General features: G+C 67.9%; 27 protein-coding genes and 2 pseudogenes. 9 read left to right on the forward strand and 20 right to left on the reverse strand.

Annotated elements, in window-relative coordinates:
* Positions 1 to 120: 120 nt before the first annotated feature.
* Positions 121 to 588 carry a winged helix-turn-helix transcriptional regulator gene (locus tag EHO50_RS19800; RefSeq protein WP_128431520.1) on the reverse strand — a complete coding sequence of 156 codons (468 nt, stop codon included), beginning with the start codon at positions 586 to 588 and terminating at the stop codon, positions 121 to 123.
* A gap of 93 nt (positions 589 to 681) precedes the next feature.
* On the opposite strand from EHO50_RS19800, the gene EHO50_RS19805 reads away from it, so the two are divergent.
* From EHO50_RS19805 to EHO50_RS45645, 4 genes are all read left to right on the forward strand, one after another.
* A complete protein-coding gene (locus EHO50_RS19805; RefSeq protein ID WP_128431521.1) occupies positions 682 to 1182 on the forward strand; it encodes a PaaI family thioesterase in 501 nt (166 codons plus the stop codon).
* 948 nt (positions 1183 to 2130) lie between these two features.
* Positions 2131 to 2799 carry a glycoside hydrolase family 11 protein gene (locus EHO50_RS19810; protein ID WP_128431522.1) on the forward strand — a complete coding sequence of 223 codons (669 nt, stop codon included), beginning with the start codon at positions 2131 to 2133 and terminating at the stop codon, positions 2797 to 2799.
* A 145-nt stretch (positions 2800 to 2944) separates the two neighbouring features.
* Complete coding sequence (locus EHO50_RS19815) at positions 2945 to 3640, forward strand: polysaccharide deacetylase family protein (protein WP_128431523.1); 696 nt, start codon at positions 2945 to 2947, stop codon at positions 3638 to 3640.
* Between the two features lie 384 nt (positions 3641 to 4024).
* Positions 4025 to 4156, forward strand: coding sequence for a hypothetical protein (locus EHO50_RS45645; RefSeq protein ID WP_342786955.1), 132 nt, complete (start codon positions 4025 to 4027; stop codon positions 4154 to 4156).
* Between the two features lie 201 nt (positions 4157 to 4357).
* Here EHO50_RS45645 and EHO50_RS19820 read toward each other — a convergent pair whose 3' ends face one another.
* Positions 4358 to 4690 carry a hypothetical protein gene (locus tag EHO50_RS19820; protein WP_128431524.1) on the reverse strand — a complete coding sequence of 111 codons (333 nt, stop codon included), beginning with the start codon at positions 4688 to 4690 and terminating at the stop codon, positions 4358 to 4360.
* 787 nt (positions 4691 to 5477) lie between these two features.
* On the opposite strand from EHO50_RS19820, the gene EHO50_RS19825 reads away from it, so the two are divergent.
* Positions 5478 to 5957 (forward strand): hypothetical protein, encoded by a 480-nt coding sequence (locus tag EHO50_RS19825; protein WP_128431525.1) that lies wholly within the window; start codon positions 5478 to 5480, stop codon positions 5955 to 5957.
* Here the strand turns inward: EHO50_RS19825 and EHO50_RS45120 are convergent.
* Positions 5869 to 6221: pseudogene (locus tag EHO50_RS45120) on the reverse strand (ATP-binding protein). The gene EHO50_RS19825 and the pseudogene EHO50_RS45120 sit on opposite strands and share 89 nt — an antisense overlap.
* A 414-nt stretch (positions 6222 to 6635) precedes the next feature.
* Here EHO50_RS45120 and EHO50_RS19835 point away from each other — a divergent pair.
* Positions 6636 to 6998, forward strand: coding sequence for a hypothetical protein (locus EHO50_RS19835; RefSeq protein WP_164904888.1), 363 nt, complete (start codon positions 6636 to 6638; stop codon positions 6996 to 6998).
* Between the two features lie 431 nt (positions 6999 to 7429).
* Here the strand turns inward: EHO50_RS19835 and EHO50_RS19840 are convergent, their stop codons facing one another.
* A complete protein-coding gene (locus EHO50_RS19840; RefSeq protein WP_128431527.1) occupies positions 7430 to 7834 on the reverse strand; it encodes a type II toxin-antitoxin system PemK/MazF family toxin in 405 nt (134 codons plus the stop codon).
* Between the two features lie 167 nt (positions 7835 to 8001).
* Between EHO50_RS19840 and EHO50_RS19845 the strand changes: the two genes are divergently transcribed.
* Positions 8002 to 9111, forward strand: coding sequence for an IS701 family transposase (locus EHO50_RS19845; protein ID WP_246101312.1), 1110 nt, complete (start codon positions 8002 to 8004; stop codon positions 9109 to 9111).
* Between the two features lie 212 nt (positions 9112 to 9323).
* Here the strand turns inward: EHO50_RS19845 and EHO50_RS44055 are convergent, their stop codons facing one another.
* The 5 genes from EHO50_RS44055 to EHO50_RS19870 form a co-directional block, all read right to left on the reverse strand.
* On the reverse strand, positions 9324 to 9491 hold the full coding sequence (locus EHO50_RS44055) for a hypothetical protein (protein WP_164904889.1): 168 nt from the start codon (positions 9489 to 9491) through the stop codon (positions 9324 to 9326).
* Positions 9488 to 9835, reverse strand: a complete 348-nt coding sequence (locus tag EHO50_RS19850) for a hypothetical protein (RefSeq protein WP_128431528.1) — start codon at positions 9833 to 9835, stop codon at positions 9488 to 9490. The genes EHO50_RS44055 and EHO50_RS19850 overlap by 4 nt, the downstream gene beginning before the upstream one ends.
* A gap of 337 nt (positions 9836 to 10172) precedes the next feature.
* Entirely contained in the window at positions 10173 to 10367 is a 195-nt protein-coding gene (locus EHO50_RS19860) for a hypothetical protein (RefSeq protein WP_128431532.1), read from the reverse strand.
* A gap of 105 nt (positions 10368 to 10472) precedes the next feature.
* The gene (locus EHO50_RS19865; protein WP_128431535.1) at positions 10473 to 11654 is read right to left on the reverse strand and encodes a helix-turn-helix domain-containing protein; all 1182 of its coding nucleotides are present in this window, start codon (positions 11652 to 11654) and stop codon (positions 10473 to 10475) included.
* Between the two features lie 109 nt (positions 11655 to 11763).
* Complete coding sequence (locus EHO50_RS19870; protein ID WP_128431538.1) at positions 11764 to 12405, reverse strand: HAD family hydrolase; 642 nt, start codon at positions 12403 to 12405, stop codon at positions 11764 to 11766.
* Positions 12406 to 12470: 65 nt separating this feature from the next.
* Here EHO50_RS19870 and EHO50_RS19875 point away from each other — a divergent pair, with 65 nt between their 5' ends.
* A complete protein-coding gene (locus tag EHO50_RS19875; protein WP_128431541.1) occupies positions 12471 to 12653 on the forward strand; it encodes a hypothetical protein in 183 nt (60 codons plus the stop codon).
* Between the two features lie 831 nt (positions 12654 to 13484).
* On the opposite strand, the gene EHO50_RS19890 is transcribed toward EHO50_RS19875, so the two are convergent.
* The 6 genes from EHO50_RS19890 to EHO50_RS19915 all read right to left on the reverse strand — a co-directional run bounded on the left by EHO50_RS19890 (position 13485) and on the right by EHO50_RS19915 (position 16509).
* Entirely contained in the window at positions 13485 to 13718 is a 234-nt protein-coding gene (locus tag EHO50_RS19890; RefSeq protein WP_128431544.1) for a hypothetical protein, read from the reverse strand.
* Positions 13719 to 14057: 339 nt separating this feature from the next.
* Entirely contained in the window at positions 14058 to 14651 is a 594-nt protein-coding gene (amaP, locus tag EHO50_RS19895) for an alkaline shock response membrane anchor protein AmaP (protein WP_128431547.1), read from the reverse strand.
* Positions 14652 to 14661: 10 nt separating this feature from the next.
* Positions 14662 to 15348 carry a DUF6286 domain-containing protein gene (locus EHO50_RS19900; RefSeq protein ID WP_128431550.1) on the reverse strand — a complete coding sequence of 229 codons (687 nt, stop codon included), beginning with the start codon at positions 15346 to 15348 and terminating at the stop codon, positions 14662 to 14664.
* Positions 15345 to 15815 (reverse strand): Asp23/Gls24 family envelope stress response protein, encoded by a 471-nt coding sequence (locus EHO50_RS19905; RefSeq protein ID WP_128431553.1) that lies wholly within the window; start codon positions 15813 to 15815, stop codon positions 15345 to 15347. Before EHO50_RS19905 ends, EHO50_RS19900 begins: the two co-directional genes overlap by 4 nt.
* On the reverse strand, positions 15812 to 16039 hold the full coding sequence (locus EHO50_RS19910) for a hypothetical protein (protein ID WP_128431556.1): 228 nt from the start codon (positions 16037 to 16039) through the stop codon (positions 15812 to 15814). Before EHO50_RS19910 ends, EHO50_RS19905 begins: the two co-directional genes overlap by 4 nt.
* A 38-nt stretch (positions 16040 to 16077) precedes the next feature.
* A complete protein-coding gene (locus EHO50_RS19915) occupies positions 16078 to 16509 on the reverse strand; it encodes an Asp23/Gls24 family envelope stress response protein (protein WP_128431559.1) in 432 nt (143 codons plus the stop codon).
* Between the two features lie 133 nt (positions 16510 to 16642).
* On the opposite strand from EHO50_RS19915, the gene EHO50_RS19920 reads away from it, so the two are divergent.
* Entirely contained in the window at positions 16643 to 17410 is a 768-nt protein-coding gene (locus tag EHO50_RS19920; protein ID WP_128431561.1) for a hypothetical protein, read from the forward strand.
* A 10-nt stretch (positions 17411 to 17420) separates the two neighbouring features.
* Here the strand turns inward: EHO50_RS19920 and EHO50_RS19925 are convergent.
* From EHO50_RS19925 to EHO50_RS19945, 5 genes and pseudogenes are all read right to left on the reverse strand, one after another.
* Positions 17421 to 17519: pseudogene (locus EHO50_RS19925) on the reverse strand (response regulator); the annotation flags it as partial.
* Between the two features lie 18 nt (positions 17520 to 17537).
* Complete coding sequence (gene chvE, locus EHO50_RS19930; protein ID WP_128432480.1) at positions 17538 to 18623, reverse strand: multiple monosaccharide ABC transporter substrate-binding protein; 1086 nt, start codon at positions 18621 to 18623, stop codon at positions 17538 to 17540.
* 315 nt (positions 18624 to 18938) lie between these two features.
* Entirely contained in the window at positions 18939 to 20531 is a 1593-nt protein-coding gene (locus EHO50_RS19935; protein WP_128431564.1) for an oxidoreductase, read from the reverse strand.
* 153 nt (positions 20532 to 20684) lie between these two features.
* Positions 20685 to 22133 (reverse strand): FG-GAP and VCBS repeat-containing protein, encoded by a 1449-nt coding sequence (locus EHO50_RS19940; protein ID WP_128431566.1) that lies wholly within the window; start codon positions 22131 to 22133, stop codon positions 20685 to 20687.
* A 164-nt stretch (positions 22134 to 22297) separates the two neighbouring features.
* Positions 22298 to 24064: a trypsin-like serine protease gene (locus EHO50_RS19945; RefSeq protein ID WP_128432483.1), complete on the reverse strand. Its 1767-nt coding sequence runs from the start codon at positions 24062 to 24064 to the stop codon at positions 22298 to 22300.
* Positions 24065 to 24589 lie beyond the last annotated feature (525 nt).

Genomic DNA, 24589 nt, shown 5'->3' on the forward strand with positions numbered 1-24589 from the left:
GGCGCCAGGGACGCTGTACGAGCGGGAGTACTCGCCGGCATGCCCTTGAGCAGGGCTCGCGGAATCGGAGGGTAGGTTCAAGGGTGACGTCGAGCCCCGGCTGCGGTCTACGCCGATGGCTCACGACTCAAGCCGGGCACCGGGTCCCAGCCGGGCGGTGACTTGCCCAGGGGTGAGGGTGGAGTGCCCCTCGGAGCACTCGACGACGACGCGGACCGGAGCGTCGCAGTCGGTGTGGCGAACGTCCAGTACAGGCCCCTCGGGGCCGAGGGCGTACGCCTCACCCCACTGCCTCAGCGCCATCAGGACGGGCCACAGGTCCCAGCCCTTGCGGGTCAGGCGGTACTCGTTGCGGGAGCGGCTGCCCGGCTCCTGGTAGGGGACGGTCTTGAGGATGCCGGCCGCGATCAGCTTCCGGAGGCGGTCGCTGAGGACGGCCTCGGACAAGCCGATGTGACGGTGGAAGTCGTCGAAGCGGCGGACTCCGTTGACGGCGTCCCGCAAGATCAGCAACGTCCATTTCTCTCCGACCACGTCGAGCGTGCGCTGGACGGGGCAGTTCTCCGTGCTCGCCTCAAGCCACTCCATCCAGCCATCGTAGGGGCCTGGCTTCGTCATTGACAGTCAGGTGAGACGGAAGCTAGCTTCACTTGCAAAAGTCAGACGGGAAGGCGCTCGGTCGTGGGACGGACACGTACGTATCAATGGGAAGATCCCGCGATCCTGGCGGAGGCCGCCGGACGCATGGCCGGCATCGACTTCCTGCGCGAGTTGCAGGCGGGGCAACTGCCGAGGCCGCCCATCAACCACGCCATCGACTTCAGCCTGGACGAGGTGGAGCCCGGCAGGGCGGTCTTCTCCCTGACGCCGGGCGAGGAGCACTACAACCCGATCGGCAGCGTGCACGGCGGCATCTTCGCCACCCTCCTCGACTCGGCGGCGGGATGCGCCGTCCAGACCACCCTCCCGCAAGGCATGGCGTACACCTCACTCGACCTGACGGTGAAGTTCCTCCGGCGGATCACAGTGGAGACGGGCACCGTGCGCGCCGTCGGCACGGTTGTCAACAAGGGCCGCCAAACCGCCCTCGCACAGGCGCAGTTGGTCGACACGAAAGACCGTCTCCTCGCCCACGCCACCAGTAGCTGCCTGCTTTTCCCGGTTCCTCCCCCTCAAGGGTGAGCGTCGGCGGCGGCCGGTGAATCGGACCTTGTCACCCACTCACCGACGCCTCATCCCCGGACGGCCCAGACGGCGTTGAAGGAGGCGTGACCACGACGACGCGACTCACGCCCGTCATCGGTGTATAGCGCAGCCGTAGCGGAAGGTTCCCGCCCCGAATTGGAGCCGATCTTCACCGAGCTCGCCGGGCCCATTGCGCTCCGCAGACGTCCGGTCCGACAGCCCCTGCCAGGCCCCTGTCGTCCGGTCCCCCTCCCCACGGCCCGCCCGGAGACGCCCACTCCGCCGCAGGTGAGAACGCCCCACGCGCGTGCGCGGTGCGTGAGCGGACGGTGCGGGACGAGCCGTCACATGCTGGTTCCTCCCCGTGTACCGCGTGGCGCTGATCAGGAAGAACAGCTCCACACGGCACAGCCAGGTACCACCCGGCAAGGATTCGATCCCACGCCTGAAGCGGGCGTCACTTGTTCGCATACCGAGCGCAACTCCACGGGCTCGCCGGCACAGCGGCACAGGTCGCCGGCATGACCTCGTGTTCGTGTCACAACCCGTCCGGGCCGCCTCGGCCCTTGGCCGTCACTGGCTGACACCCATGGTCTCGGCGGAATGAAGGCCACGCGCACCTGACGCACGTGATCGGAATTCCTTCGAAACATTCGAAGGGACGACCCTGCAAATTGATCTGGCTATTGCGGGCTTTGACGATCAGTTCTGTTTCACTTCACCGAATGGGGCCATGAGCAGGGGAAATGCCACCCGCAGGAGTAATTGAGCCATGCGAATGTTTCGAAATAAATGCCGAAACTATTGACAGTTGGCAGGGCCATACCAAAACTGTTCGCCGTTGGCAGAGCTCGACCGCTGTCGACGCGGGCTGGCACGAACCACCCGTCGGCACAAGTTGCCAGCCCCCCGTCGGCCTTACGAGGACGAGGAGGAAGCACGCTCATGAACGACGGACCCGCAAACCCGACGCGCCGCAGCGTCTGCACCCTGCTGCTGGCCACCGGGGCCACGTTGGCCCTGCCCGGCACCGCCGAGGCGGCCACGGTCATCAGCACGAACCAGACCGGAACCGACAACGGGTACTACTACTCGTTCTGGACGGACAGCCAGGGCACGGTCTCCATGACCCTGAACTCCGGCGGGAACTACAGCACTTCGTGGAGAAACACCGGGAACTTCGTCGCCGGCAAGGGCTGGAGCAACGGCTCACGCCGGACCGTGACCTACTCCGGCAGCTTCAACCCGTCCGGCAACGGCTACCTGACGCTCTACGGGTGGACGTCGAACCCGCTCGTCGAGTACTACGTCGTCGACAACTGGGGCACCTACCGGCCCACCGGGACGTACAAGGGCACTGTCACCAGCGACGGCGGCACGTACGACATCTACCAGACCACTCGCTACAACGCCCCGTCCGTCGAAGGCACCCGCACGTTCAACCAGTACTGGAGCGTCCGGCAGTCGAAGCGCACCGGTGGCACCATCACCACCGGCAACCACTTCGACGCCTGGGCCCGCGCCGGAATGCCCCTCGGGAGCTTCAAGTACTACATGATCCTCGCCACCGAGGGATACCAGAGCAGCGGGAGCTCCAACATCACGGTGAGATAGACCAGTTCGGAGAGGGGGCGGCGGCTGCGGGGTACGGTCGCGCGGCGACTGCGCCGATGAACGTGCCGTCCCCCCGGTGGGGGTCCCCCTCCCCCACCCAATCCCCTCGATCCCCCCAAACCCCCAGGCCGGAGGACCGCTCGTCATGAAGGCCACACCGAGTCTCTCGTTACTCGCCGTCGTCACACTCGCAGCAGGCGCCCTCACCGTCGACGCCGCCGCCCCGGCGCAGGCCGCCACCTGCAACGGGTACGTCGGGCTCACCTTCGACGACGGACCGTCCAACAGCACCCCGGCCCTGCTCAACGCGCTCACGCAGAACGGGCTGCGGGCCACCATGTTCAACCAGGGCCAGCACGCCGCCGCCTACCCGGCCAGGGTCAAAGCGCAGGTCAATGCCGGCATGTGGGTCGGCAACCACAGCTACACCCACCCACATCTGACCCAGCAGAGCCAGGCGACGATCGACTCGGAAATCTCCCGGACCCAGCAGGCCGTCGCGGCCGCGGGCGGCGGCACGCCGAAGCTGTTCCGGCCACCGTACGGCGAGACCAATTCGACAGTGAGGGCCATCGCAGCCAAGTACGGCCTCACCGAGATCATCTGGAACGTCGACTCGCAGGACTGGAACGGCGCGAGTACCGAAGCGATCGTGGCGGCGGCCGGCCGGCTCACCCATGGCCAGGTCATCCTCATGCACGACTGGTCCGCCAACTCCCTCGCGGCGATCCCGCGCATCGCCCAGGGGTTGGCCGCCCGGGGCCTGTGCGCCGGCATGATCTCCCCGCAAACCGGCCGCGCCGTGGCTCCGACTGCAGCAGTGAAACCGGGAGCGGCATGATGAACTTGCCCTCCCCGGCGGAGGTCATCGTGACCAGGTACTGACCGCCAAACCCGAACGGCAAGGGAGAGGGCAGCGACAACACACCAGACGGCGCGGCGACCTCGTTCGCCGCGCGTCGGTGGACAGGCGCTCCCGCGGAACGGATTCAGCACACATGAGGCCGGGAAACTCCGCGAACACGTGAGAACCACGGAGGGGTGTTTCTCGGACGAGGAGCCCTGTCGCCATTGTTTCCGCAGGTCACAGCCTCGCCCGGGTAAAACTCCTAAAGCGAGTGTCGCAGGTTCGAATCCCGCCGGGGGCACCAGCCAAAAGGCCCCGGACCGATCATGGTCCGGGGCCTTTGACATCTACTTCTGACATCAACGGGGTCGGTCACTGATGTCGATCACTCAGGACCGCATCCGCGTCACATGGGCGATCCGGCCAGTGCTCTTCGTGCCGCTCGCCCGCCGCAATGGCACCGAACTCCCAGCCTGCGCATACGACTTCAAGCCCCACACCAGCCCCTGAAGGCTCAGCGTGCACTTCGACAGCAACGGCCACTACGCGCTGCAACGACGCTTCCGGTCACATCCTGACCGTCCACCATGAGGCCGTGCCCCTGACCGTCGAAGGACATCTGGATTCGCTTCGGTGTCGTCACCGGCGAAGCCGAACGGCTGGGACGGCCCGCAATCCGAGTGCCAGGTGCAGGCCGTCCCAACAGACCGGTCAGGAACTCGGCTTGTCAGTCACGGCGGATTCCTTGCCGGACTCGGCGGGTTGCTGTGTGAAGACCACAACGTGCCAGGTGCCCTTCTCCCGCGTCACGGTGAAGGTGTCCCGCAGGTGTTTGCCTGCCTTGTCCTCGGCCATGAGGCGGGCCGAGCCGGTGTCCGGACCCATGTCGTGCTCGACTTGCACGTCCTTGATTTTCCATCCCCGTCCACCCCTGTCCGCGAGGATCTGCTCGGCCTCGTGCCTGGACCCCTTCTCGTCCTTCACGCCCCCGACTTCGATCAGACCGGCGGTGCTGCGCGAGTTGAGGGCGTTCACGTATGCCACGACAGCCTCGTGGGCCCCGTCGGAGGTTGCCGAGGCCGAGGGGGGCGAGGGACTTGAGGACTTGGCCTCGTCGTCAGCGGACGAGCAGCCGACTGCGAAGGCCAGAGCGGCCAGAGCGGCCGGCACGGCCAGAAGATGTCGACGCTCCACAGCGCACTCCTAGGTGGTTCCTGTGAGGGGGATCAGCAGCCTGTCAGGTGCGGTGCGCGTACCACCAGGCACGCGGATGGTCGGACAGGAGCTTCTTCAGACTTTTGTTGTGGGTGTCGCTCGTGTGGTACGTCAGGTATGGCGGGCTGGAGGACAACACACTCCAGTCGGTTGACCCGCCAGTCGCTCAAGCTAGACAGGTCCGTGCCAGACCCATGCCAGATCGTGCAGGGAGCCACGGGGAACACCGGGGACACGCTCGACAGCCCAGCAGGCGCCGCCCTCGCTCCGCGGCAGGTCAGGAGACCAACCGGCCACAGAACACCTGAGCTTCCCAAGCTGACAGGGCGAGTTCGAGTCTCGTCACCCGCTCCAAGGCTAAGGCCCAGGTCAGAGACCCGGGCCCTCCCTGCTGTGCTCAGTGATCAGTTGTCGCGTGCCTGTTGAATCGTCTGGGCGAGACGCACGTACTTTGGTGCCTCGACTTCATACGCCACTGGCTCCGTCTCGAACTGTTCAAGCCGCCTAGCGTTTGGCACGGAAGGCGCAACAGGATCAGCGCGCTTCCTGGCCGTCAGAGGGCAGCCATCGGACACTGCCGCAAGGAAGCCGTCTGCCGGGCACGCCAGGAGGAGGCATGGGCTCCGTTATCGTCGGTGTCATCGGAACCCTGTTGGGGGTCGCGATCACCAGCGCCTACCAGCTGGTACACGCATCGCGCAGTCGCAACTGGCAACGCGAAGACTCGCTCAGGGATGTAAAACGCGGCGTCTATACCGAGTATCTCAGGTCAATCAGTGCGAGCTACGCTCAAGCCAAGTCACACAAGAGAGATCGCTCCGAGGACGCCAGGCTCCTGGCAGCTACAGCTGAGATCGAGATCCTCTCAGGAAGCAAGGTCTCTTGCGCGGCTCGCGTTCTGACGGACGACGTCCTACGTCTACACGCCCGCATCGCCAGCCGCGCGTGCGTGGCCAAGACTGAGGAGCCCGCCATGAATGATCGTCGCCTCGCCTTGATCGATCTATTCAAGACAGATCTCGGGATCGGCAACACACCTGGGCCGACCAAGCGTCCGCGGCTACATTGGAAGCCACCGTTCCGCCGCAACGACTAGGTCCGGAGTGCCACGACTCGGCGATCGAGTCAACCAGCAGTAGTCCGCGCCCATGCGCGTCGTTGGCGTCCGGGCGCCGTATCCGCACGTTCGCTGGAAGCCCGGATTGTGGACTTCGATGCGGAGCGAGGTCTCCTCTCGGAACCACTCCACCCGCACGACCCATGGTTCGTCCGCTTACCTGTAGCAGATGGGGTTGGTCACCAGCTCCGAGATCATCAGCGCGCAGTCCTCAACCGAGTAGGCCGGGTTGTACGGAGCCATGACATACGCACCCCTAATCGGCCGGGGCACCCGCCGTTGTAGCTAACTGTCTTCGGCTTAGGTTCGTGTCGCTGCCGTGCCAGATGCGGGGGTCAGTCACGGTCAACGGGGGTGTCTCGCAGTCGAGTTCTCGGCATCCTGACCAGGTATCGAAGCTCCAGGTCAGCGCCCTCACGCCCCGCCTATCTCCTAAGGCGGTACTCCAAGGCTTCCTGACCGAGCGCAATGAGCCCACGATCAAGGCACGATGAGCACATGGATCAAGGTATATCGGCGATTCTGGGGGCCAGTGTCGGTGTGCTCGGAACGGTAGGAACGGCCGCTCTGACGTATTTGGCGGCGCGAAGGCAAGCCAGTGATCAGGGGCGAATCGCTCAGAGTAGCTCGCTCAGAACGGAGCGCCGAGAGGCGTACTTGGCCTTCTTCCAGGCCGTGGAGACCATCGACCAGGCCGCAAACATACTTGTGATGGACCTGAACCAGGTGCCCAGCCAGGATGCCGCAGTTCTCGCCCGAGCCAGGGAGCTTGTGGAACGTGGAGTGCATGAGTTGTACGCGTCGGCCAGCCGCGTTGACCTTGCTGGCCCTGAGTCGGTCTCTCTAGCCGCCCGGAGGGTCCAGTCCGCAGTGATCGGCCTCCGCATGCTCCTGGACGCCGTTCGTCTCGGCGTCGCGCCCAACTACGACGCGCAGTGCGATGAAGGCCTGCGACGAATCGAACAAGCGAAGGATGATTTTGGCGCAGCGGCGCGGTCAGTACTTGAGGAGCCGCTCTGAACTATCACTTCCATGTCAATGCCTGCAGCACGGCGCTGCGGTTGACTCTCGGATGCTCGCTCAGGGCGGATCTCAAACGGCCTGAACAATCCCCATCTGACATCCACGCCTGACATCAACGACGGCGGACAGCAGCAGCCACGTGCAGTCTTCGCCAACCTCACATCCCGCTAATGCTCATGCTGTGCGGCCGCGTGAATCGAACTCCTAAAGCGGGTGTCGCAGGTTCGAATCCTGCCGGGGGCACAGCTGTGATCAGGGCTAAGGCCCCGGAACTTCCAGGTCAGGGAGGTCCGGGGTCTTTCTCGTGCCCCGCATGCCCACTCTGGCTACACACTCACTACGGCCTGGATACACCCTCACTACGAGAGTTGATCTCCTAATACTCCAGCCGTAGATCGTGATCTCGATGGTGAGTGGCGCCTCTCCGCCTACCCGAGTTCACCGAGACGGAGGGCGTCCCTTATCTCGCTGAGCTTCGCGGTTGTCGCCGGGGTCCGTTCCTTCGCCTGTTCGCCGAGACGGAGGGCGTCCTCAATCTCGCTGAGCTTCGCGGAGGACAGGACGCCCGCCCGCTCGATCAGGTCGTCCTGGGACACGGTGGTCAGCCACGTGCAGGGGGTAAAGCCCGCGCGCGGGAACGCGAACCGCAGCACGCCTTCAAAGGGCAGTCCTTCCATGGCACCTACTTGCACTTCGACGCCCAGACCGCTGATGTCGACGCCCGCAGGAGTGACGACCTGCATCGCCCGGATCCTGGACGCGTTGTCTGCCGCCAGCAGTACGACCAGCCGCCGCTCGTCGAACTCCACCCACCAGACTTCGCCACATTGCACATGTCCTCCTGACTCAGGACGGCAGGCGGAACTGCGCGACCCTGACGCGTTGTGGAGACGGTTGCGGCCACCGTTGATCATCGTGAGTTGTGTGGACTGACGAAGAGACGGTGGCCGCAGGTCACAGGATAGAACCCACCCGTTGGCGGGACGCGTTCGAGGGCCTGATGGGCCGGATCGCGGGGCGCTTCGCCCGGGTCGAACCCCGGCGCAGGGCGGCGCGGTTGGTGCTCGGTCTATTGGCCGATCTGCCGCGCAAGAACTGCTGGACCATCGCCGAGTGGGCTGGCGAGACCACTCCGGATGGCATGCAGCACTTGTTGGGCAGGGCCAAGTGGGATGCCGATCAGGTCCGCGACGACGTGTGCGGCTACGTGGTGGAGCACCTGCATGACGACCGGGCGGTGCTGGTCGTCGACGAAACCGGCGATGTGAAGAAGGGCACTGGCACGGTCGGCGTCCAGCGCCAATACACCGGCACCGCCGGCCGGATCGAGAACTCCCAAGTCGCCGTCTACCTGGTCTACGCAGGTCAGCGCGGCCACGCCGCAGTGGACCGGGAACTCTACGTTGCGCGCTCCTGGACCTCCGACCCCGACCGCTGCCGCGCCGCGGGCCTTGCCGAGGACACCACCTTCGCCACCAAGCCGGAGCTGGCCACTCGTATGGTCGCCCGGTTCCTGGACGCCGGTCACCAGGCCGCATGGGTTGCCGGCGACGAGGTCTACGGCGGCAACCCGAAGCTGCGAACCGCACTGGAGGAACGCGGCACCGGCTACGTCCTCGCGGTGGCCTGCTCGCACGAAGTCACCACCGGTGCGGGGAAGTTCCGTGCGGACATCTTGGCCAAGAAGGTGCCCAAGCGGGCCTGGCAGAAGCTCTCCGCAGGGGCCGGGGCCAAGGGGCACCGCGTCTACAACTGGGCAGTGATCGACCTCCCCGACCCCCGCCCCGGGAGTCGTCAGCTACTGATGCGCCGTAACCGCAGCACCGGCGAACTCGCCTACTACCGCTGCTACTCGCCCGCGTCCGTGCCGCTGACCGTGCTGGTCAGAGTCGCCGGATCAAGATGGCGGGTGGAGGAGTTCTTCCAGTCGGGCAAGGGCCTGGCCGCACTCGACGAGCACCAGGTCCGCCGCTATACCTCCTGGTCCCGCTGGGTCACCCTCGCCATGCTCGCGCACGCTTTCCTCGCCGTCATCCGTGCAGACGAGCACACCCGCCCCGCACCCAGGGGGACGCGCGGCGGCGGGCCGTGGCCGCCTCGGGGGGCTTAGCGGCCGTCCTCGTCCCGCTACCGGCACGATCGGCGCCGGGCCGGTAGCGGGGGCTCAGTGACGACGTATCGGACCTTGCGTCGTCTGGACCGGCACCTTCTTGCAGGACCGCGTGTGGAAATACACGGTCGTGCCAGGCCCAGACGGGGACGGGATGTTGTACGTCCTGTACGGCTCGCCGGGCAGGATCGCCTTGTCGCAGTCTCCGCAGATCATGCCGTGCGCCCCTCCTTGAAGACCTTTCGCCATTGCTGATACAGCAGTTCGGCAATCGAGCACGGCTGATGAAGGGCCGTGTCGCCCTGCCAGATCGGCTTGCAGGTGGGGCAGTCGTAGCAGTGGTCGCCGAGCGCGAAGAGCGCCTTCTGTGCCGAGGTCATCGCGGGTACTCCCTGAAGAGCTGATTCAGGACGCGTCCAGTGTCGCACGGATCGCCGTCTTCACGCTGGCAGTTGGGGCAGGCGCGGACGTGGATGGTGAGCCGCATGAGCGCCGCGACGGCCACGCAGGAGCGGCAGCCTCGCGGGTACCAGGTGACGCGCTCGCCTGCCCGGCTCGCCCTGCGTGGACCGAGGCTGACGGCGTTGCAGGGAGTGAGGAGCGCGGCGTCCCAGACGCAGGTGATGCCTCGCACCTGGCGTTCGGAGAGGGTGCCCAGGCGCGGGATGACGAGTAGGGCGACACCCTCCATGGGCGCCGTCCGATCTGGCGTGCGCGCGGTCATCAGCGTCCCTCCCGAGCAAGGCGCTGCAGGGCGCGCCCGGTGCCGCAAGCGGTGCGATCGGCGGCGCATCGCTTGCAGCTGCGGGAGTGCACCTCGGAGACGCGCTCTGCCTCGCAGGAGACGCAGGAGGAGCAGCCACGGGGGAACATCTGACCGCCGCCCGGAGCGGGGCGCACCCCCAGGTCGCGGGCGGTCTTGGAGGTGAGGGTGCTGCCGCACCACACGCAGGTCACGCCGCGGCGCTGCGCGTCCGACAGCGTCGATGTTCTGGGGAGTGGCAGGACTTGCAGCGTCCCGGCCGCAGGTGGGGCCTGTTGGCTGTGATCGCTGGTCACGCTCACGCCACCGCCGTCGTCTGGCATCCGCAGGTGACGATCGCCCACTCACGGCCGTCTTCGCCGAGCCTGACCGTTCCAGCGGGCGTCAGGTCCTTGGCGACGGCGCCGCAGCCCCAGCACGCCCGGCCATGCAGTCGTGCAATGCTCACCGGCCCATCGACGCGGACCGGTGAGGAGGTGCTTGTGTCGCTCATGCCCCGTTCCCATCTGCCTGTTTGCACGGACAGACAGATCATGGGACGCAGCAAGGGCGACAAGGGACACAAGCTGTGTCCCCCTGTGTCCCTCGGCTGGGTGGGTCAGACGGCGCCGACCCACTCGGCAAATGAGGTGAGGGTCTCGGCGTCCGCCCGCTTGAGGCGGCGCAGCGTGGCGGCGGTATCGCGGGCCCAGGGGTGTTCACGCGTGTGCTGCGGAGCGATCAGCCGGGCGACCTTCAGCGACTCGAACGAGTCGTCGGCCAGCCCTGCCCAGAGCTGAGCACGTGCCAGTTCGATCCAGAATCCGGACTGCCGTTCCGCAGGTAGGTCGGCTGGCGGTGTCCACTCCCGGGCTACGTCCAGCGCGCGGGAGACGTGGTCGCTGCCCAGGCTCACCGCTACCGAGACTTCGTGGGCGCGGACCGAGTCCGGGCCGAATGCCGTCCCGTGATACTCCCCTTCGGGAATTCGGTCGCCGAGCCGGCGGGCCTCGCCCAGGTGGAGGTCTGACGCGTCGCCGTCTCCGGCCCGCCCGGCGATGACCGCCGCCCGCATATGCAAGGCACCGAGGGACGCGATGGTCTCCCGGCCGCGGGGGCTCGGGCTCGCGTCGATCGCGTGCTGGAGGGCGCGTAGTCCCGCTGTGTGGGCGCGAGCGGCGAAGAACGTCTCCGTGCGCACGTAGGCCGCGGTCGCTGCAGTGAGCGGGTCTTCGGCCTGGCGGGCGGCCCACCGCATCAACTCGACCAGCCGGGCGGAGAGGTCATGGTGGCCGTACTTGTAGGCAGCGGCATCCGCGGTGCGGGCGGTGGAGGCTAGGAGCTGGGCGGCCTGGAGGCGTTGCGCGCCTGCACTGTGGTGCAGAGTGCGCAATGTCTGGTCGAGCAGCGTGGGGATGTGTTTGGCGATGCGTGCGTACTGGGCGCCGAGGCGCCAGTTAACGGCCTCGTGGACGGCGGAATGGAGCTCGTCGAGCGATAGGGCGGGTGGGTCTGTGGGGATGTCGTAGGCAGCGATCGCGGCGCTGATGGAGGGGATGGCTGCGTGGACGCGGCTGTCGGTGCGTGTGTTGCCGTTGACGATGTGGCTGGGGTCCACGGCAAGTGCTGCGGCTATGGAGTCGAGGGCGCCGACGCTCGGGGTCCGGGCGCCACGCTCGATGGCTTTGATCGTGGAGAGGGAGAGGAAGGCAGCGCGGGCGAGGTCGGCCTGCGTGAGCCGGCGGGCGTGCCGGATGGTGGCGATGCTCTTGCCTACATCGCGCGTGCTGGTGGCGGGCATACTGGCTCCCAGTTCGATGCGTCCACTCCGGACCGTACCGGCGTCGTAACTGCACGGGTACGCGAACGGCCCCGCCCGCGTCTCGCAGGTGGGGCCGTGTCGTTGACGATCAGTCCGCGATGATCGAGGTGAGCTGGGTGAGGCCGTCGATCCGCCAGTCCGCGGCGGCCATCACCTCCGGGTCGTCAGCCCACAGGTGGCCCCATGGGCCCCGTCGGATGTGGGCCGCCCGCAGACCGACGGCCTTCGCTGGGAATACGTCATTGGCCGGGTGGTCGCCGACGTACACGGTCTCGCTGGGGGCGGTCTGTGCCACATCCACCACCCGGCGGAAGAAGTCGGGGTGCGGCTTGGCCACGCCCCACTCTCCAGAGGTGACGATGAGGTCGGCCGGCAGGTTCAGGCCGCGCAGCAATTCGCCCGCCTGGGGCGTCTGGTTCCCGGCGATGATGACTCGGATGCCCAGCTGGCGGAGGCCGGAGAGAGCGGGGCGGACGTCGTCGTAGAGGTCGCTTTCGTCGAGAGCCTCACCGTGGCCGGCGGCGTCACGGGCTCGGTACTCGGCTGCGACGTTGATGCCTGGGCGGGCGAGGCGCAGGGCGTCCGCGTTGTCGCGGCCTTGCGCGACCACGGCGCCGACGAGGGCGGAGAGCGTGTGCCGGGGGATGTCGAGCCAGTCGGCCCACGATGCCCAGTAGCGGTCGTCGCGGGTGATGGTCTCGCCGACGTCGAGGACGATGGTCTCAATCACCTCGGGAAGCCTACGACGTTGAAACCCGGGGCTTGCTGTCGGCGGTCGCCCCGTAGGCTTGGCGCATGTCCCCCAACCCCCTTGGCTCTGGCCAGCCGCGTCCTGCTGCGGCGGTAAACGAGGACATTCGTGCGCTCGCCCGGTCGGCGTGGGGGCGACCGCTCACGGATGAGGAACGGGCGGCCTACGAACTGCTGGTGGTGGAGTGGGCGGCGGCCGAGCGCGCTGAAGTCGTGGCCGCCGCCTGATCCCCCGCACGACAATGCGGCCCCCGCCGCCGCCCCGAAGGGCAACGGCGGGAGCCATAGCCGCCCACCAGCTAAACGTACTGCCGACGCTGTGGATCCAACGCCAACGACTGCGGCCCCTGCTCCGAGTTGCCCGGCTCATCCGGCGGCGCTCCGGCCTGCCTGCACAACCGTGCATACGGATCCCACGACGGGGCCTCCAGGTGATAGCCGTCCGGGCAGGCCGGGCCCGGCTCCCGCCGCTCGCCCTGCGGGCCCTGCTCGCCTTGAGGCCCCTGCGGTCCGGTCACCGACTCACCAGGGGGTCCCTGCGGGCCAGTCACCGACTCGCCCGGCTCCCCCTGCGGACCACCGGGCCGGTGACGGCTGGCCCTGGCTCGCCCGGTTCGCCCTTCTCCCCCTGCGCTCCGCGCGGCCCGGGGATCGGCACTGGCACCTCCGCCCGGTCGGGCAGATGGTCTCCGATTTCTCTCCCGATGGATCACCAGCCGGGCCGCGGCATCGGGGATCGGGGACGGTCGCCAGATCCACTTCGGGAAGCAGGCTCGTGTACGTGTCGGCCGTGATGGTGATCGAGGAGTGGCCGAGCATCTCCTGGTTGTCTTTCAGGTCGGTGGGGCGTGGAGCCGGACCGGCGGAGACTCGCCGATGGCGCCCCTGGCAAGGGGCCCGGCTTTCCCCGCCCGCGACCGGTACGAGACCCGATCGCCGCCCTTTCCGCCGTCGCCGCGCCGGCTCGGCCGGACGGTCGGTCGGTCGGTTCGGCACCGTGGCAGCCCCGAACGGCTGCACGCTCGGCGGCACTTGGGGCCGTCGCCGTGGTCGGGCTCTTCAACGGGCCGGGCGCCGCGGGGAGCGCCACACAGAGCGGGCCGCCAGGTAGAGCAGATCGGCGATGAGGAGTAGTACGCCGACGGACGACACATAGAGCACGCCGTCGACGGCTGCGCCGATGGCGACCAGAGCGATGCCGGCGATGAGCAGGGTCAGGAAGAGGATCATGACGGGATGCCCTCGGGAAGGGCCGCGCGAGAGCTGCGTGGCCTCTTGAGCATGGCGGGACACGCTGTGACTGTGCTCGGTGTCGCGTCGGCCGAGGAGTGGTGCATGAAGGCCTCGGCACACAGGCCGCTACCGGACGGGAAGGACGACTGCGAGGCGGTCATGGAGGGCCTCCGACGAGAGTCGAGAGTCAGGATCCCCGTCATGCCAGAGTAGGTCGGACCAGTCCCGTGGCGGTGCCGTCGCAGGCCGGACGATCCACCGTCCAGGCAGGATCAGGTCGCTGGAACGCGCCGTATGGTCATTCTCGGGCGTCCGATCCCCTGCAGGGCAATGCTCGGGTTCCAGGAATCCGGGACGCCTCACAGCCGGTACCCCCGTAAGACTGCGGCCCACGTGGGCCTAGGCGGCGCGTTGGGCGCGGTGGCGGGCTTCCCGGATTCGGACCTTCGACGGGAGGCGGTCCAGGCCTGCCGAGTCTCGTGCGTGTGCGAGCGTTTCCCGGCTCAGTCGCTCCAGGGTCCATGCTGGATCCGCGTGAGGCTCCAGCAACAGCCGTACGCGTGCGGTGGGAGCGGTACTTCGGCCCGTCAGCCGTACATGAGCCCGCGAGACCCCGTCCAGGGCCTGCGCCTCTTCCTCGATCACGTCTTCCAGCGTGCGGCCGTCGAGTCGGGCTGCCGCGCCGTCTTCGCTGTCGACGAGGACTTGGCCCAGGTGGTGTCTGCGCTGTGCAAGGAGCCACCACAGCAGCAGGACCAGCAGCACGGCGAGCACCGCGATGACGGTCGGCCACCACCAGCCCTCGTCCCGCCACCGGGTGCGCCCCTCGGCGCCCAGCACCACATCGTCCGGCCCACGGAAGGGCCACCAGCCCGGCATGCCGAAATCCCAGTGGCGCTGCAGATCCAGCCCGCCCAGCAGTACGCCGCCGCCCAGGGCGAACAGCCCGAGGCCGAGAAGCCCCAGCAGCACCCGGTTCACTGTCTTGAGCATCGGGATCACCTCAGCCCTTCGGGCGCCGGACGTGTACGGTCAGCGTGGGTGGCCGGGCGAGATGCAAGGACGTCACGGCTTCCCCCAGCGTGGCGTCCAGGTCGGTGCGGACGTCCTCGAGATCACGGAAATGTGCCCGTGCCCGGGCTTTGACCTTCCGGCGGCCGACAGCGACCTGTGCCGACTGGACACCGGGCACCTGCATGGCCCGGTCGCGGAGAATCAGGGCTGCCGCGCGGCGGTCGAGCGCGGCGCGCACCTCCTCTGCCCCGGGGATGTCGGTGGGCTGCCGCATGGGCAGCAGCCCACGCAGTCCCGGCGTCACCGCCAGCCAGAAGAGCCACAGGCCGAGGGCCATGGCCACCGCGGCCCCGACGATCATCCAGACGTCATCCAGTGGCCGTGTGGCCAGTTCCTCGGCGAGCCGCCGCCGCCAGCGCATCGCAGTCCGGTCTGCCCGCACCGAGACCACGTCGTACAGGAGCAGTCCGACGGCCGCGGCGGACAGCAGGGCCACCAAGGCCGCGGGAATCCGCCGCGAAGACCAGAAGCGGCGCCCTGACCGGCCTGATTCATCCCTCGCCGTCATCGCGCCCTCGCCCGCCCCCGGGGTGCCGTCGGCGGACGTAGCTGTCTGTCCGGACTCGGAGGGAAGGCCGCTGTCACTGGTCGGCTGCCGCCAGGTGTTCGCGCTCATCTCACCCTCTCCTGGTCCGTGTGCCGCACGTGCACCGAGTGCAGCCTCTCGACCGACACCACGAGGTCGGACACCTCCATGCCGGCCCACGTCCTGAGCCGTTCGGTCACCTCCCCGCGCACCGCGGCACACTGCGCCCCGATGTCGGACGGATAGCCGAGTTCGACGGCGATGCGCATCCGCGCCTCGAAGGGCAACGCCTGCCGTCCGGCGGCGGATTCAGCGTCTCGTCCTGCGGTATTCCGCTCCGGTGCCCGAGCGGTATTCCGCTCCGGTGCCCGCCGCACGGATGTGGTCACGCGTGGCGTCCGGCGGCCGGGTGGTACCTGGCCGGCCGATTCGGTGAACCGGCTCAGCGCGTCGCGCGCCACCTGGGAAGCGATCTTCGCAACTACCCGGTCGGCGACGGTGATCGCGCCGCGCTCTCCGCGGGGAATGCCCGGACGCCGATCTGCTTCAGCGGTCACTGCCGCCAGTCTCCCCGAACCCGGCGCCGGTCATCGCGGATCCGCTCCTGCCGGTCTCGGCGGCGGACGAAGTCGCCCGGTTCGAGATCGCCTTCCATGAACCGCCCGACCACGAGACCGACCACGCCCAGCCCCAGCACCAGCAGAAAGGCCCAGAAGTCACCGAAATACGCGGCGAAACCCAGGGTCATTCCGGCTATCAAGCCCACCACGGCCCTGCTCATCACGCGCTCCTTCACTCAACCGGGCTGCTCCGCCTCGGCTACCGGATCCGCTGCCGCTCTTCCTCTTCGTCCTCTTCGTCGGGCAGCTTCACGTCGCTGACAGTGATGTTGACTTCCACGACTTCCCGGCCCGCCATCCGCTCCACTGCGGAGATCACGTTCTCCCGCACCGCACCGGCCACGTCCGTGATCGAGACGCCGTAGTCGACGACGATCTCCAGATCGATGGCCGCCTGCAGCTCTCCGACCTCGACATCGACCCCGCGTGTGACGGACTTGCCGCTACCGGCGCCAGGCATCCGCTCCCGCATGGATCCCATCGAGCGTACGAATCCGCTGCCCAGGGCATAGACGCCGAGCACGTCCCGTGCCGCCATTCCGGCGATCTTCTCCACCACCACATCGGCGATGGTCGTCCGGCCACGAGAACCGGGCGCACCGCCATACTTTGCGCCGGTGTTCTCAGTCATCAGGGCATTCCTCCCTCCGGAAGCCCGCTTTGCACCGTTTGTGACGATTATATTCGAATTAGTACGTTTCGCTCCGAACGTCGACGTGAGGCGGGGTGGAGGACCGCGGCCAGGGAGAGAGGGTGAGAGGCCGGTGAAAACCGAGGCGTGGACGCAGGCAGTACGGCACCAGCTCGGCCTTGGCCGACTGCTCCCGCTCGGCGGGCCCGACGACGGGACATGGATCACCGAGCAAGCGGCCGTCCGGGCCCTCGGGCGGGCTGCCGCTGAGATTCCCGGTGTGTGGCTGGACTCTCTCCGCATCGGGTCGGCACCGCTCGAACCCGTGTCCGAGCCGGCCGTCCGTCCGCCGGCCAGCGCGCTACCGCCTGGCCCGCTCAGGATCGAGGCCGCGTTCACAGCGTCCCTCGCGCAGCCCCTCCCCGAGACCGTCGATCAGTTGAGGAGCACACTGCTCACCGCAGCCGCCGAACGGCTCGGCCTGGCCGCCGTGACAGCTGACCTGCGCGTCACGGATATCCATGGGGGCCCGGAGACAGGCGTGAAGTCGCGGACCGCGGGGAGGGCCGTGGGGTCCGAGCCGGAAGCGGGGGCCACACGGGGCTCGCCCCGTGTGACCGGAACAGGACCCGTGCGGGGGCCCGTCGGAGAGCTGGCGGACGTCGCGACGGGTGTTCCGGGCGTCACCCGCCTCACCACCGTGCTGGGAAGCCGCCCGGTCAAGGTGGAGGACCATGACGATCCACCCGGCCGACGCATCGAGGTCCACCTCGCGGTCGCCCCCGGACACCATCCACTGGAAGTCGCCCGCGCCGTCCGGGATGCCGTAGCCGCCGCGGCCACCACTGACGCGCCGGGCCCGGTCACCACCGCCGTCCTCATCACGGAAACCGCGGACTAACCAGCCAGGAGATCTGCCGGGTCGCCTCGATGCCGTCCGGTTGGGGCATGCGTACGTCCATCAGCACGACGTCCGGCCGTTCACGGCGGGCGAGTTCCGCGGCCTCTGACACGTAGAGGCCGTGCCGCTACTTGAGTTCGGCGGCGGTGAAGTAGCCGTCCGTGACAAGGACGTCGTAATTGGTCTTGTCGACGCTCGTGGGCTGCAGCAGAACGGCGGGCACGGCCTTGACGCCGTTCTTGTAACCCGTGGAGTCGTCCACCCACGGCACCCTGTCCTTGAGTATGTCGTCGACCATGGTTGTGGCGGCCTCGGCGAGCCGACGGACGTCCTTGTAGACGGTCTGTGACTGCTGACCCGCGATGATCGACTTCACCGACGCCAGTTCGGCGTCCTGGCCGGTGATGACGGGGAGGGGCTTGAGGTCGGAGCCGTAGCCGCCCGACTTCAGCGCGGACAGAACGCCCCTCGAGATGCCGTCGTACGGCGACAGGACCGCGTCGACCCGCTCGCTGCGGTACCACTTGGTGAGGATGCCGCTCATGCGTTTTTGCGCGGTGGGCCCGTCCCAGCGAGGGGTGGTGATCTGGTTGAGCTCGGTCTCGCCGGACTGGACGACCAACTGCCTGCTGTCCAGGTACGGCTGCAGGTGCGTCATCGAACCGTCGAAGAAGTATTTGGTGTTGTTGTCGTCGGGGGAACCGGCGAACAACTCGATGTTGAACGGGCCTTTGCCGTCCTCCAGGCCGAGCTTATCGACGATGTAGTGGGCCTGGATCATGCCGACCATCTCGTTGTCGAAGGAAACGTAGTAGTCGACGTTCTTGGTGCCGAGGATGAGCCGGTCGTAGGAGATCACCGGAATGTCCGCGTCGGCGGCATGTTGAAGCACGCCGTTCAGCGACCTGTTGTCGATGGCCGCGACGATCAGGGCGTCGACGTCCTGCCGGATCAGTTTCTCGATCTGTGAGACCTGGGCTTTCGGGTTGTCGTCGCCGTAGACCAGCTTGGTCTTGTACCCCCTGCCCTTGAGGTCCTCGACGATGCTCTTGCCGTCGGTGAGCCAGCGCTCGGAGGACCGGGTCGGCATGGCGATGCCGACGGTACCGCCCTCGGAGCTGTCCGCTGAGCCGCCCTCACTGCCCTTACTGCAGGCGGACAGGGTGAGGCCGAGGGAGGCACCTCCAGCGAGGACGGTTCTTCGATTGAACATGGTGATTTGTTCCTTGTTCTTCTCGTGGAACGGGACGCGCCGTACCCGCTCCCGGGCGATGTCGTCGAGGGTCAGGTCCCGCACATGGGTGCCGCGCGGGTGGACCTGGTTCGCATCGGTGCCGCGTTCCGACCGCATGTGTGCTGATTCCGGGAACGCACAGGGCACTCGCCTTTCAACGTTCGAAATGTAGTCACATGTTCGAAATATTGGCGCGACGTTAAAGGGGAAGTACGTGAAATGTCAACAGTCCGAACTGGAACGGTTACAGAAGGTGCCGCCGGGTCGCCGTGCTTCGATCGGGTGGAACGTCGGTCACTGACGGCTGATCGCGCGGGACACTCCGGCCGTGACCGTGGTGGCCAGGACCCAGCCGGCCGCGATCAGCCCATAGGCCAGCCATTGCCCGCTGTCGCGCGGCGCGAAGGCGCCTTCCTGCCCGAACGTGATGATCGGCACCAGCAGATCGAGCGTGTAGAAGACGGCGTTGAAGTCCGGCGCCTTGCCGGCTTCGAGCGGGGCGGGCGGATGCAGGCCGAAGAACAGTGCGCCGCAGACGAGCAGCGCCATCAGCCAGAGACCTGCGCGCAGAGGCCGGTAGCCGTAGCCGACGGCTACGTCCTGGATGTGGCCCCAGGCGCGGGTGTGCGGGGAGAGGGTGGTGCGGCGGTGGCGTTGTTTGGCGAGGAGCACCGTACGCGCTTCGTCTTCGTGCCCCAACTTCCGGTAGGCCGCCGCGAGTTGCTCGTACGGTTGTGGAAGGTAGCCGCCGCTGGTGCGCCGGATCCACCGGACTCGCTCGGCCGCCGACAGGGGGAACGCGAGGGCGTCGTACGTCGTCTCGGCCAGCCGGAGGTCGGCGGGCCAGGTGTCGGGGGCGTCGTACAGCGTCCCGAGCTGGGCGTTGCGTGCGTCCACGACGCCAGCGATCGGACGCCGGGTGCGCAGGTCGGTTTCCCGGGTCTGGATCGCGCGCAGGGACAGGGCGGTGCCGTCGGGGTGGGTCAGTTCGGCGTCGCGGAAGCTGAGTTCCGTACCGATGCGCGTGCCGTCGAGTTGGATGGCGCCGTCGACGGTGAGACCACGGCCGAGGTCGAAGTTGCGGCTGACCGTGACATCGACCGCTTCCAGGGCGATGTCGCCGGGGTTGCTCAGTCGGGCGCCGCAGAAGCCGATGGCTGCCGCGACCGTGGCACCGGAGAGGATGATCCGTCCTTCGGCGCTGAATCCCGGGTGGCAGGTGAAGTCCTCGGCGATCTGGACGTGGTAGGCGTCCAGGGCGTGACCGCCAGGGTTGCGCAGCGAAGCGCCTTCCAGATCGAACTCGCCGTCGATGGACGCACCGGACAGCCGGAATCGCCCCTCGACAGCCAGGTTGGTGCACAGCACATCGCCGCCCACCTTGGCGTGGACGGCGGATATCGCCTCGCCGTCGGGGCACGTGATCACCATGTCACGCAGGTCCAGATCACCGTTGATCTGGGTACGGGTGAGCACGAGGGGCCCCGTCACGTGGCAACGGGAGAGCACCAGACGCCCATCGATCTGCGCTGTGTCGGCGACCAAGCCCGGCAGGTCACAGCCGCTCATGACCAACTCACGGGTCCGGACGCCCTGCAGCAGGGGGGCCTCGTCGAAGCGGCAGTCGGTGAGGACCACCGGCACGGCGATCTCGGTGAATCGCAGATCCAGGCAGCCTGTGACGCGTGCACCGGTCAGGCGCAGCGCAGGGCGGTCACCCGGTACGTGATCAACGCCGGCGCCCAGCAACAGCGCCGCGATGACGTCGGCCCGGACCACTGCTTCCGCCGATGCCGGATCGTCCAGGGCATCGACATCGACGGTGCGTCCTTGGGAGAAGGAGTCCCACAACCGCCGTTCGGGAGCGTTGAGTTCGTCGAGGCGCATGACCGACGATCTTCCTGGTACGACGGCGTGTCGGACAAGCCTGGGCGAGCAAAGCCCCCTGCCTGCCGACTCGTTGCCGGCAGGCAGGGGGCTGGATGTGGATCGCTCCTCAGCGGTCGCCGAAGGCCCAGGGGTCAATGTGGCTCAGCGGGCTCAGCGGGCGAACGGCCCGCCCAGCCGTGCGTACGACAGGTTCAGCGACGTCACGGAGTACGACTTCGAGCCCGTCGTCGTGATGCCGGACGTGGAGCCCTTGAGCTGGTGGACGAGGCCCCAGCGGTCCTCGTAGCCCAGCTGTTCGTTGGTGTCGATCATCAGGTCGGCGCGGCCGTCGCGGGTGTAGTCGGTGAGCTTGAGGTAGGCGCCGAACTGGTCATCGGTCTCGGGGCTGCTCGTGATGCCGGAGGTGTCCTGGGAGTAGGACTTGGCGCCGGTGCCGGACAGGCCGCCCGCGCGGCCGAGCAGGACGGTGACCGAGCCGGCGTTGCGCTTGGTGCCGAGGTCCTCGCCGCGGGCGCCGACGGCGAGGTCCGCGTAGCCGTCGCCGTTGACGTCGCCTGCGGCGATGGCGGAGCCGAAGTAGTCCTCGTTCTCGGAGGAGCCGGGTACGCCGGTGGTGTTCTGCGTGAACTTCACCGGCTTGCGGGCCGCGTTGGGGCCGCCGGAGCCGCCGTACTGGACGGTGACGTAGCCGCGCTCGCCGTCGCCCGTCTCGTAGCCGCGGCCGATGGCGAGGTCGCCGTAGCCGTCCTTGTCGAAGTCGCCGATGGCGAGGATGTCGCCGCCCTGGTGGCCGCCGTCGTCCGGTACCAGCACCTCGCCCGCACGCTGGGTGAAGGTGCTGCCGCCGCGGTGGAAGTAGGCGCGCATGTTGATGTCGCCGTCCTGCAGATCCGAGCCGAGCATGTACAGGTCGGTCGCGGCGTCGGCGGTGACCCGGCCGGCGACGAGGTTGGGGGCGTGCAGATAGCCGTAGCCACCGCCCAGGGAATCCCAGCCGCTCTTGCCGCCGGCGCGCGTGAAGGGGCCCTTCAGGAGGACCACGCCGACCTGGCTGTTGCTGGTCACGGCGAGGTCCGGGTCGCCGTCGCCGTCGAAGTCGCCGGAGACGACGTCCTCGCCGAAGAAGTCGCCCTGGTTCTCGTACTCCTGCGGGACCGGCGAGTTGAACACCGTGCCCGAGCCGAGGCCGTTCGCGCTGCCCCAGACCACGGTCAGCCCGCCCCGGGACTGGATGGTGCCGACGTTCTCACCGGGCGAGGAGACGACCAGGTCGGCGTAGCCGTCCCGGTCGAGGTCGGCGGTGGTGGCGGCGGCGCCCCACCAGTCGCCCTCCTCCACCGCGCCGGGGATGCCGGGCGAGTCCTGGTGGAGGGTCTGGACGCGGGTGCCGGGGCCGGCCGACGTGCCGTAGACGACGGTGACCCGGCCGTCCTTGCCGTGCGAGCCGCCGAGCATGACGAAGTCGCGGTAGCCGTCGCCGTTGAAGTCGTCGGACAGCTTGGCGGGGGCCGCCGACGCCGCGGGGGCCGTCAGGAGCGGTGTGCCGACCGCTGCCGCGAGGGCCACGGCAGCGGCGAGGGCGGTACGTCTGGCGCGCATGGGTCTCCGTTGTCGAGATCGTGCTGTGAGCGACCTGGTTGATCTGGTCGACCTGGTTGATCTGGTTGATCTGTTGATTTGGTTGATCTGATCAACTGCGCTCTACGACGTACCCGGCAGCCGAAAGGTTGTACGCAAAAGTTGTACGTACGCCGACCTCGGTTTCAGCCCCAGATGTCGTACTGCTGGAAACCTGTGCCGACCGAGACCCGTGGGGCAAAGATCTCGGTGGTCGCCTTCGCGGTGCCCTTGTAGAGGTAGAGCGTGCCGCCGGGAGTGCGGGCGAGGAAGTCGGCCAAGCCGTCGCCGCTGACGTCGCCGACCGCGTCGAAGGCGTTGTAGCCGGTCCAGGCGCTGCGCACCTTGATCCGGGAGGAGAAGGCCTCGGCGCCGGTCTTGCCGGTGCCCTTGTACAGGTACAGGTCGCCGGTGCCGGCCTGGCGGGCGAGCAGGTCGGCCCTGCCGTCACCGGTGAAGTCGCCGTGGCCGCGCACGGAGTTGTACTGGTTCCAGCCGGTGCGGACCGAGAAGCGTGAGCCGAAGGTGCCGTTGCCCTTGCCCGGGTAGATCCACAGGGTCCCGCCGGAGTCCACCGACAGGATGTCGGGCAGGTAGTCGCCGGTGACGTCGCCCGGCGCGATGATCCGGGTGCGGGTCTTCCAGCCGGTGAAGATCTTCGTGTCGGTCCAGGAGCCGTCCGTACGGGCGCTGTTGAGCACGTAGTGCGTCCAGTACACGTCACCGGTGGAGCTGACCCGGTAGACCAGGTCCTGGTAGCCGTCCCGGTTGAGGTCCGTCTGGAGGACCAGGTTGGCGCCGCCCCAGTTGCCCCAGGAGACGCGGGCGCCGAAGGAGCTGCCGCTGGAGTCCTTCTCGTAGCCGGTCTTCGTGGAGGAGGCCCGGACGAAGATGTCGGCCTTGCCGTCGGCCTTGTTGTTGAAGGTGCTCAGGTTCGTGTCGTCGATCTGGCGATAGGCGGAACCGGCGTAGGCACTCATCTTGGTGAAGACGCTGTAGTAGCCCTTCGCCGCGCAGCCGCTGTGATGGCCCCAGGAGGCCACTCCGGCGATCCTGCCGCCCACCACGAGCGGGCCGCCGAAGTCACCGTCGCACACCGCGCTGGTATCGGTGTCGCTCCCGCTCTGCGTGCCCGCGCAGACCATGCGCCCCGCGACGAACGCCGAGTCGTAGACGCCTGAGCAGGTGCTGTCGGACTGCAGGGTCAGCGTGGCCGTCCGCAGCGTCTGGGAGATGTCCTGGCTGGTGGAGCTGGTACGGCCCCAGCCGTAGAACTTGGCCTGGGTACCGGCGGCGTACGAGGCGGTGTCGCCGAAGGTGACCATGCGGATCGGCGTGGCCTTGACTGGGACGGACAGGGTGAGCATGCCGAGGTCGCTCTCGTTCTTCCCCACCTCCTTGTCCACCGGGTCGTACCCCGGCTGCCACCACTGACGCAGCACGGCGGTGGCCTGCCCGCCGTGCAGGTCGGCTGTGCCGGTGGAGTCGGTGGTGGGCAGCTGGTCGGTACCCGTGACGACGGCGCCGTGGGCCTGCCAGTTGTAGTCCCTGTTGTCTTGCCTGAGGCAGCTGGCGGCGGTCAGGATCTTCGTCGGCGCCACGACCGCGCCGCCGCAGAAGAAGTCCACGTCGTCGGTGGTTTCGGGGGTGTTCCTGTCGTCGTGGTACCAGAGCTGGGCCATCCACGGGGCCGTGCTGACGGTGGTCTCGCTGCCACCGATGACCATCGGTTCGACGCTCGACGTGTTCGTGCCGGAGCTCAGCGACGACTTCTTGGTCGCCTGCCCCGCGGTGTCGTCGGCGGCGAGGGCGCCCGCGATGCGCTTCTCCAGGGTGGACAGCGAGGGCGAGTCGATGGCCGGCTTGACCGTCGGGGTCGGCACGGCGGTGGCCGCACCGGCGGAGGAGGTCATCACCGCGGCGGCGACGGCCGCGGCGACACCGGCGGCGGCGACGGGCAGGGCGATGCGTATCCGGCGTCTGTGCCGGCCGCCGGACGGTGTCGTGGTCAAGGAAGTCCCCCCAGAGGAACATGAGACGGGAGGGACGCGCGGCGCGCCCCTCCCTCTCAGCGCCGAGAAGCCGACCTCCGTCACTGATGACGGAGGTCGGCCTCAAAGGCCCGGCGAGCGAAGCCGACCGTGCCCGAGTTGAACTCGTCGACGCTTCACGGGAGTTTCGTCGGCGCCCTGGGTCAGCGGCGAAGAGCCTGGGCCGCCTCGCGCTCGTGGCGCGGCCACACGGGTGGTTCTGCGCGGAGCGCCTCTTGCCCGCGTTCGGCTTCGTGATGCCTTGGCCGTACAGGGAACTTGGGCCGACCGCGGGGCCCACACCCTTGCTCGTTGATCAGAAGATCCGGCGTGCCGACGAGCATATCTCGGACATTTGAGGATTAACCTCTCGTCACCTTATGACGTGGCGGATCGCGTACGGGTACG

The sequence above is a fragment of the Streptomyces cyaneus genome (assembly GCF_004028635.1).
Taxonomy (GTDB): domain Bacteria; phylum Actinomycetota; class Actinomycetes; order Streptomycetales; family Streptomycetaceae; genus Streptomyces; species Streptomyces cyaneus.

Coding starts and splice junctions, on each gene's coding strand:
- EHO50_RS19860 (WP_128431532.1), bottom strand. CDS start 10,367: ATGAGCGACACAAGCACCTCCTCACCGGTCCGCGTCGATGGGCCGGTG.
- EHO50_RS19945 (WP_128432483.1), bottom strand. CDS start 24,064: ATGACCTCCTCCGCCGGTGCGGCCACCGCCGTGCCGACCCCGACGGTC.
- EHO50_RS19865 (WP_128431535.1), bottom strand. CDS start 11,654: ATGCCCGCCACCAGCACGCGCGATGTAGGCAAGAGCATCGCCACCATC.
- EHO50_RS19850 (WP_128431528.1), bottom strand. CDS start 9,835: ATGACCGCGCGCACGCCAGATCGGACGGCGCCCATGGAGGGTGTCGCC.
- EHO50_RS19935 (WP_128431564.1), bottom strand. CDS start 20,531: ATGCGCCTCGACGAACTCAACGCTCCCGAACGGCGGTTGTGGGACTCC.
- EHO50_RS19940 (WP_128431566.1), bottom strand. CDS start 22,133: ATGCGCGCCAGACGTACCGCCCTCGCCGCTGCCGTGGCCCTCGCGGCA.
- EHO50_RS44055 (WP_164904889.1), bottom strand. CDS start 9,491: ATGACCTCGGCACAGAAGGCGCTCTTCGCGCTCGGCGACCACTGCTAC.
- amaP (WP_128431547.1), bottom strand. CDS start 14,651: ATGCTCAAGACAGTGAACCGGGTGCTGCTGGGGCTTCTCGGCCTCGGG.
- EHO50_RS19915 (WP_128431559.1), bottom strand. CDS start 16,509: ATGACTGAGAACACCGGCGCAAAGTATGGCGGTGCGCCCGGTTCTCGT.
- EHO50_RS19845 (WP_246101312.1), top strand. CDS start 8,002: ATGGGCCGGATCGCGGGGCGCTTCGCCCGGGTCGAACCCCGGCGCAGG.
- EHO50_RS19910 (WP_128431556.1), bottom strand. CDS start 16,039: ATGAGCAGGGCCGTGGTGGGCTTGATAGCCGGAATGACCCTGGGTTTC.
- EHO50_RS19815 (WP_128431523.1), top strand. CDS start 2,945: ATGAAGGCCACACCGAGTCTCTCGTTACTCGCCGTCGTCACACTCGCA.
- EHO50_RS19900 (WP_128431550.1), bottom strand. CDS start 15,348: ATGAGCGCGAACACCTGGCGGCAGCCGACCAGTGACAGCGGCCTTCCC.
- EHO50_RS45645 (WP_342786955.1), top strand. CDS start 4,025: ATGTCGATCACTCAGGACCGCATCCGCGTCACATGGGCGATCCGGCCA.
- EHO50_RS19810 (WP_128431522.1), top strand. CDS start 2,131: ATGAACGACGGACCCGCAAACCCGACGCGCCGCAGCGTCTGCACCCTG.
- EHO50_RS19875 (WP_128431541.1), top strand. CDS start 12,471: ATGTCCCCCAACCCCCTTGGCTCTGGCCAGCCGCGTCCTGCTGCGGCG.
- EHO50_RS19800 (WP_128431520.1), bottom strand. CDS start 588: ATGGAGTGGCTTGAGGCGAGCACGGAGAACTGCCCCGTCCAGCGCACG.
- chvE (WP_128432480.1), bottom strand. CDS start 18,623: ATGTTCAATCGAAGAACCGTCCTCGCTGGAGGTGCCTCCCTCGGCCTC.
- EHO50_RS19825 (WP_128431525.1), top strand. CDS start 5,478: ATGGGCTCCGTTATCGTCGGTGTCATCGGAACCCTGTTGGGGGTCGCG.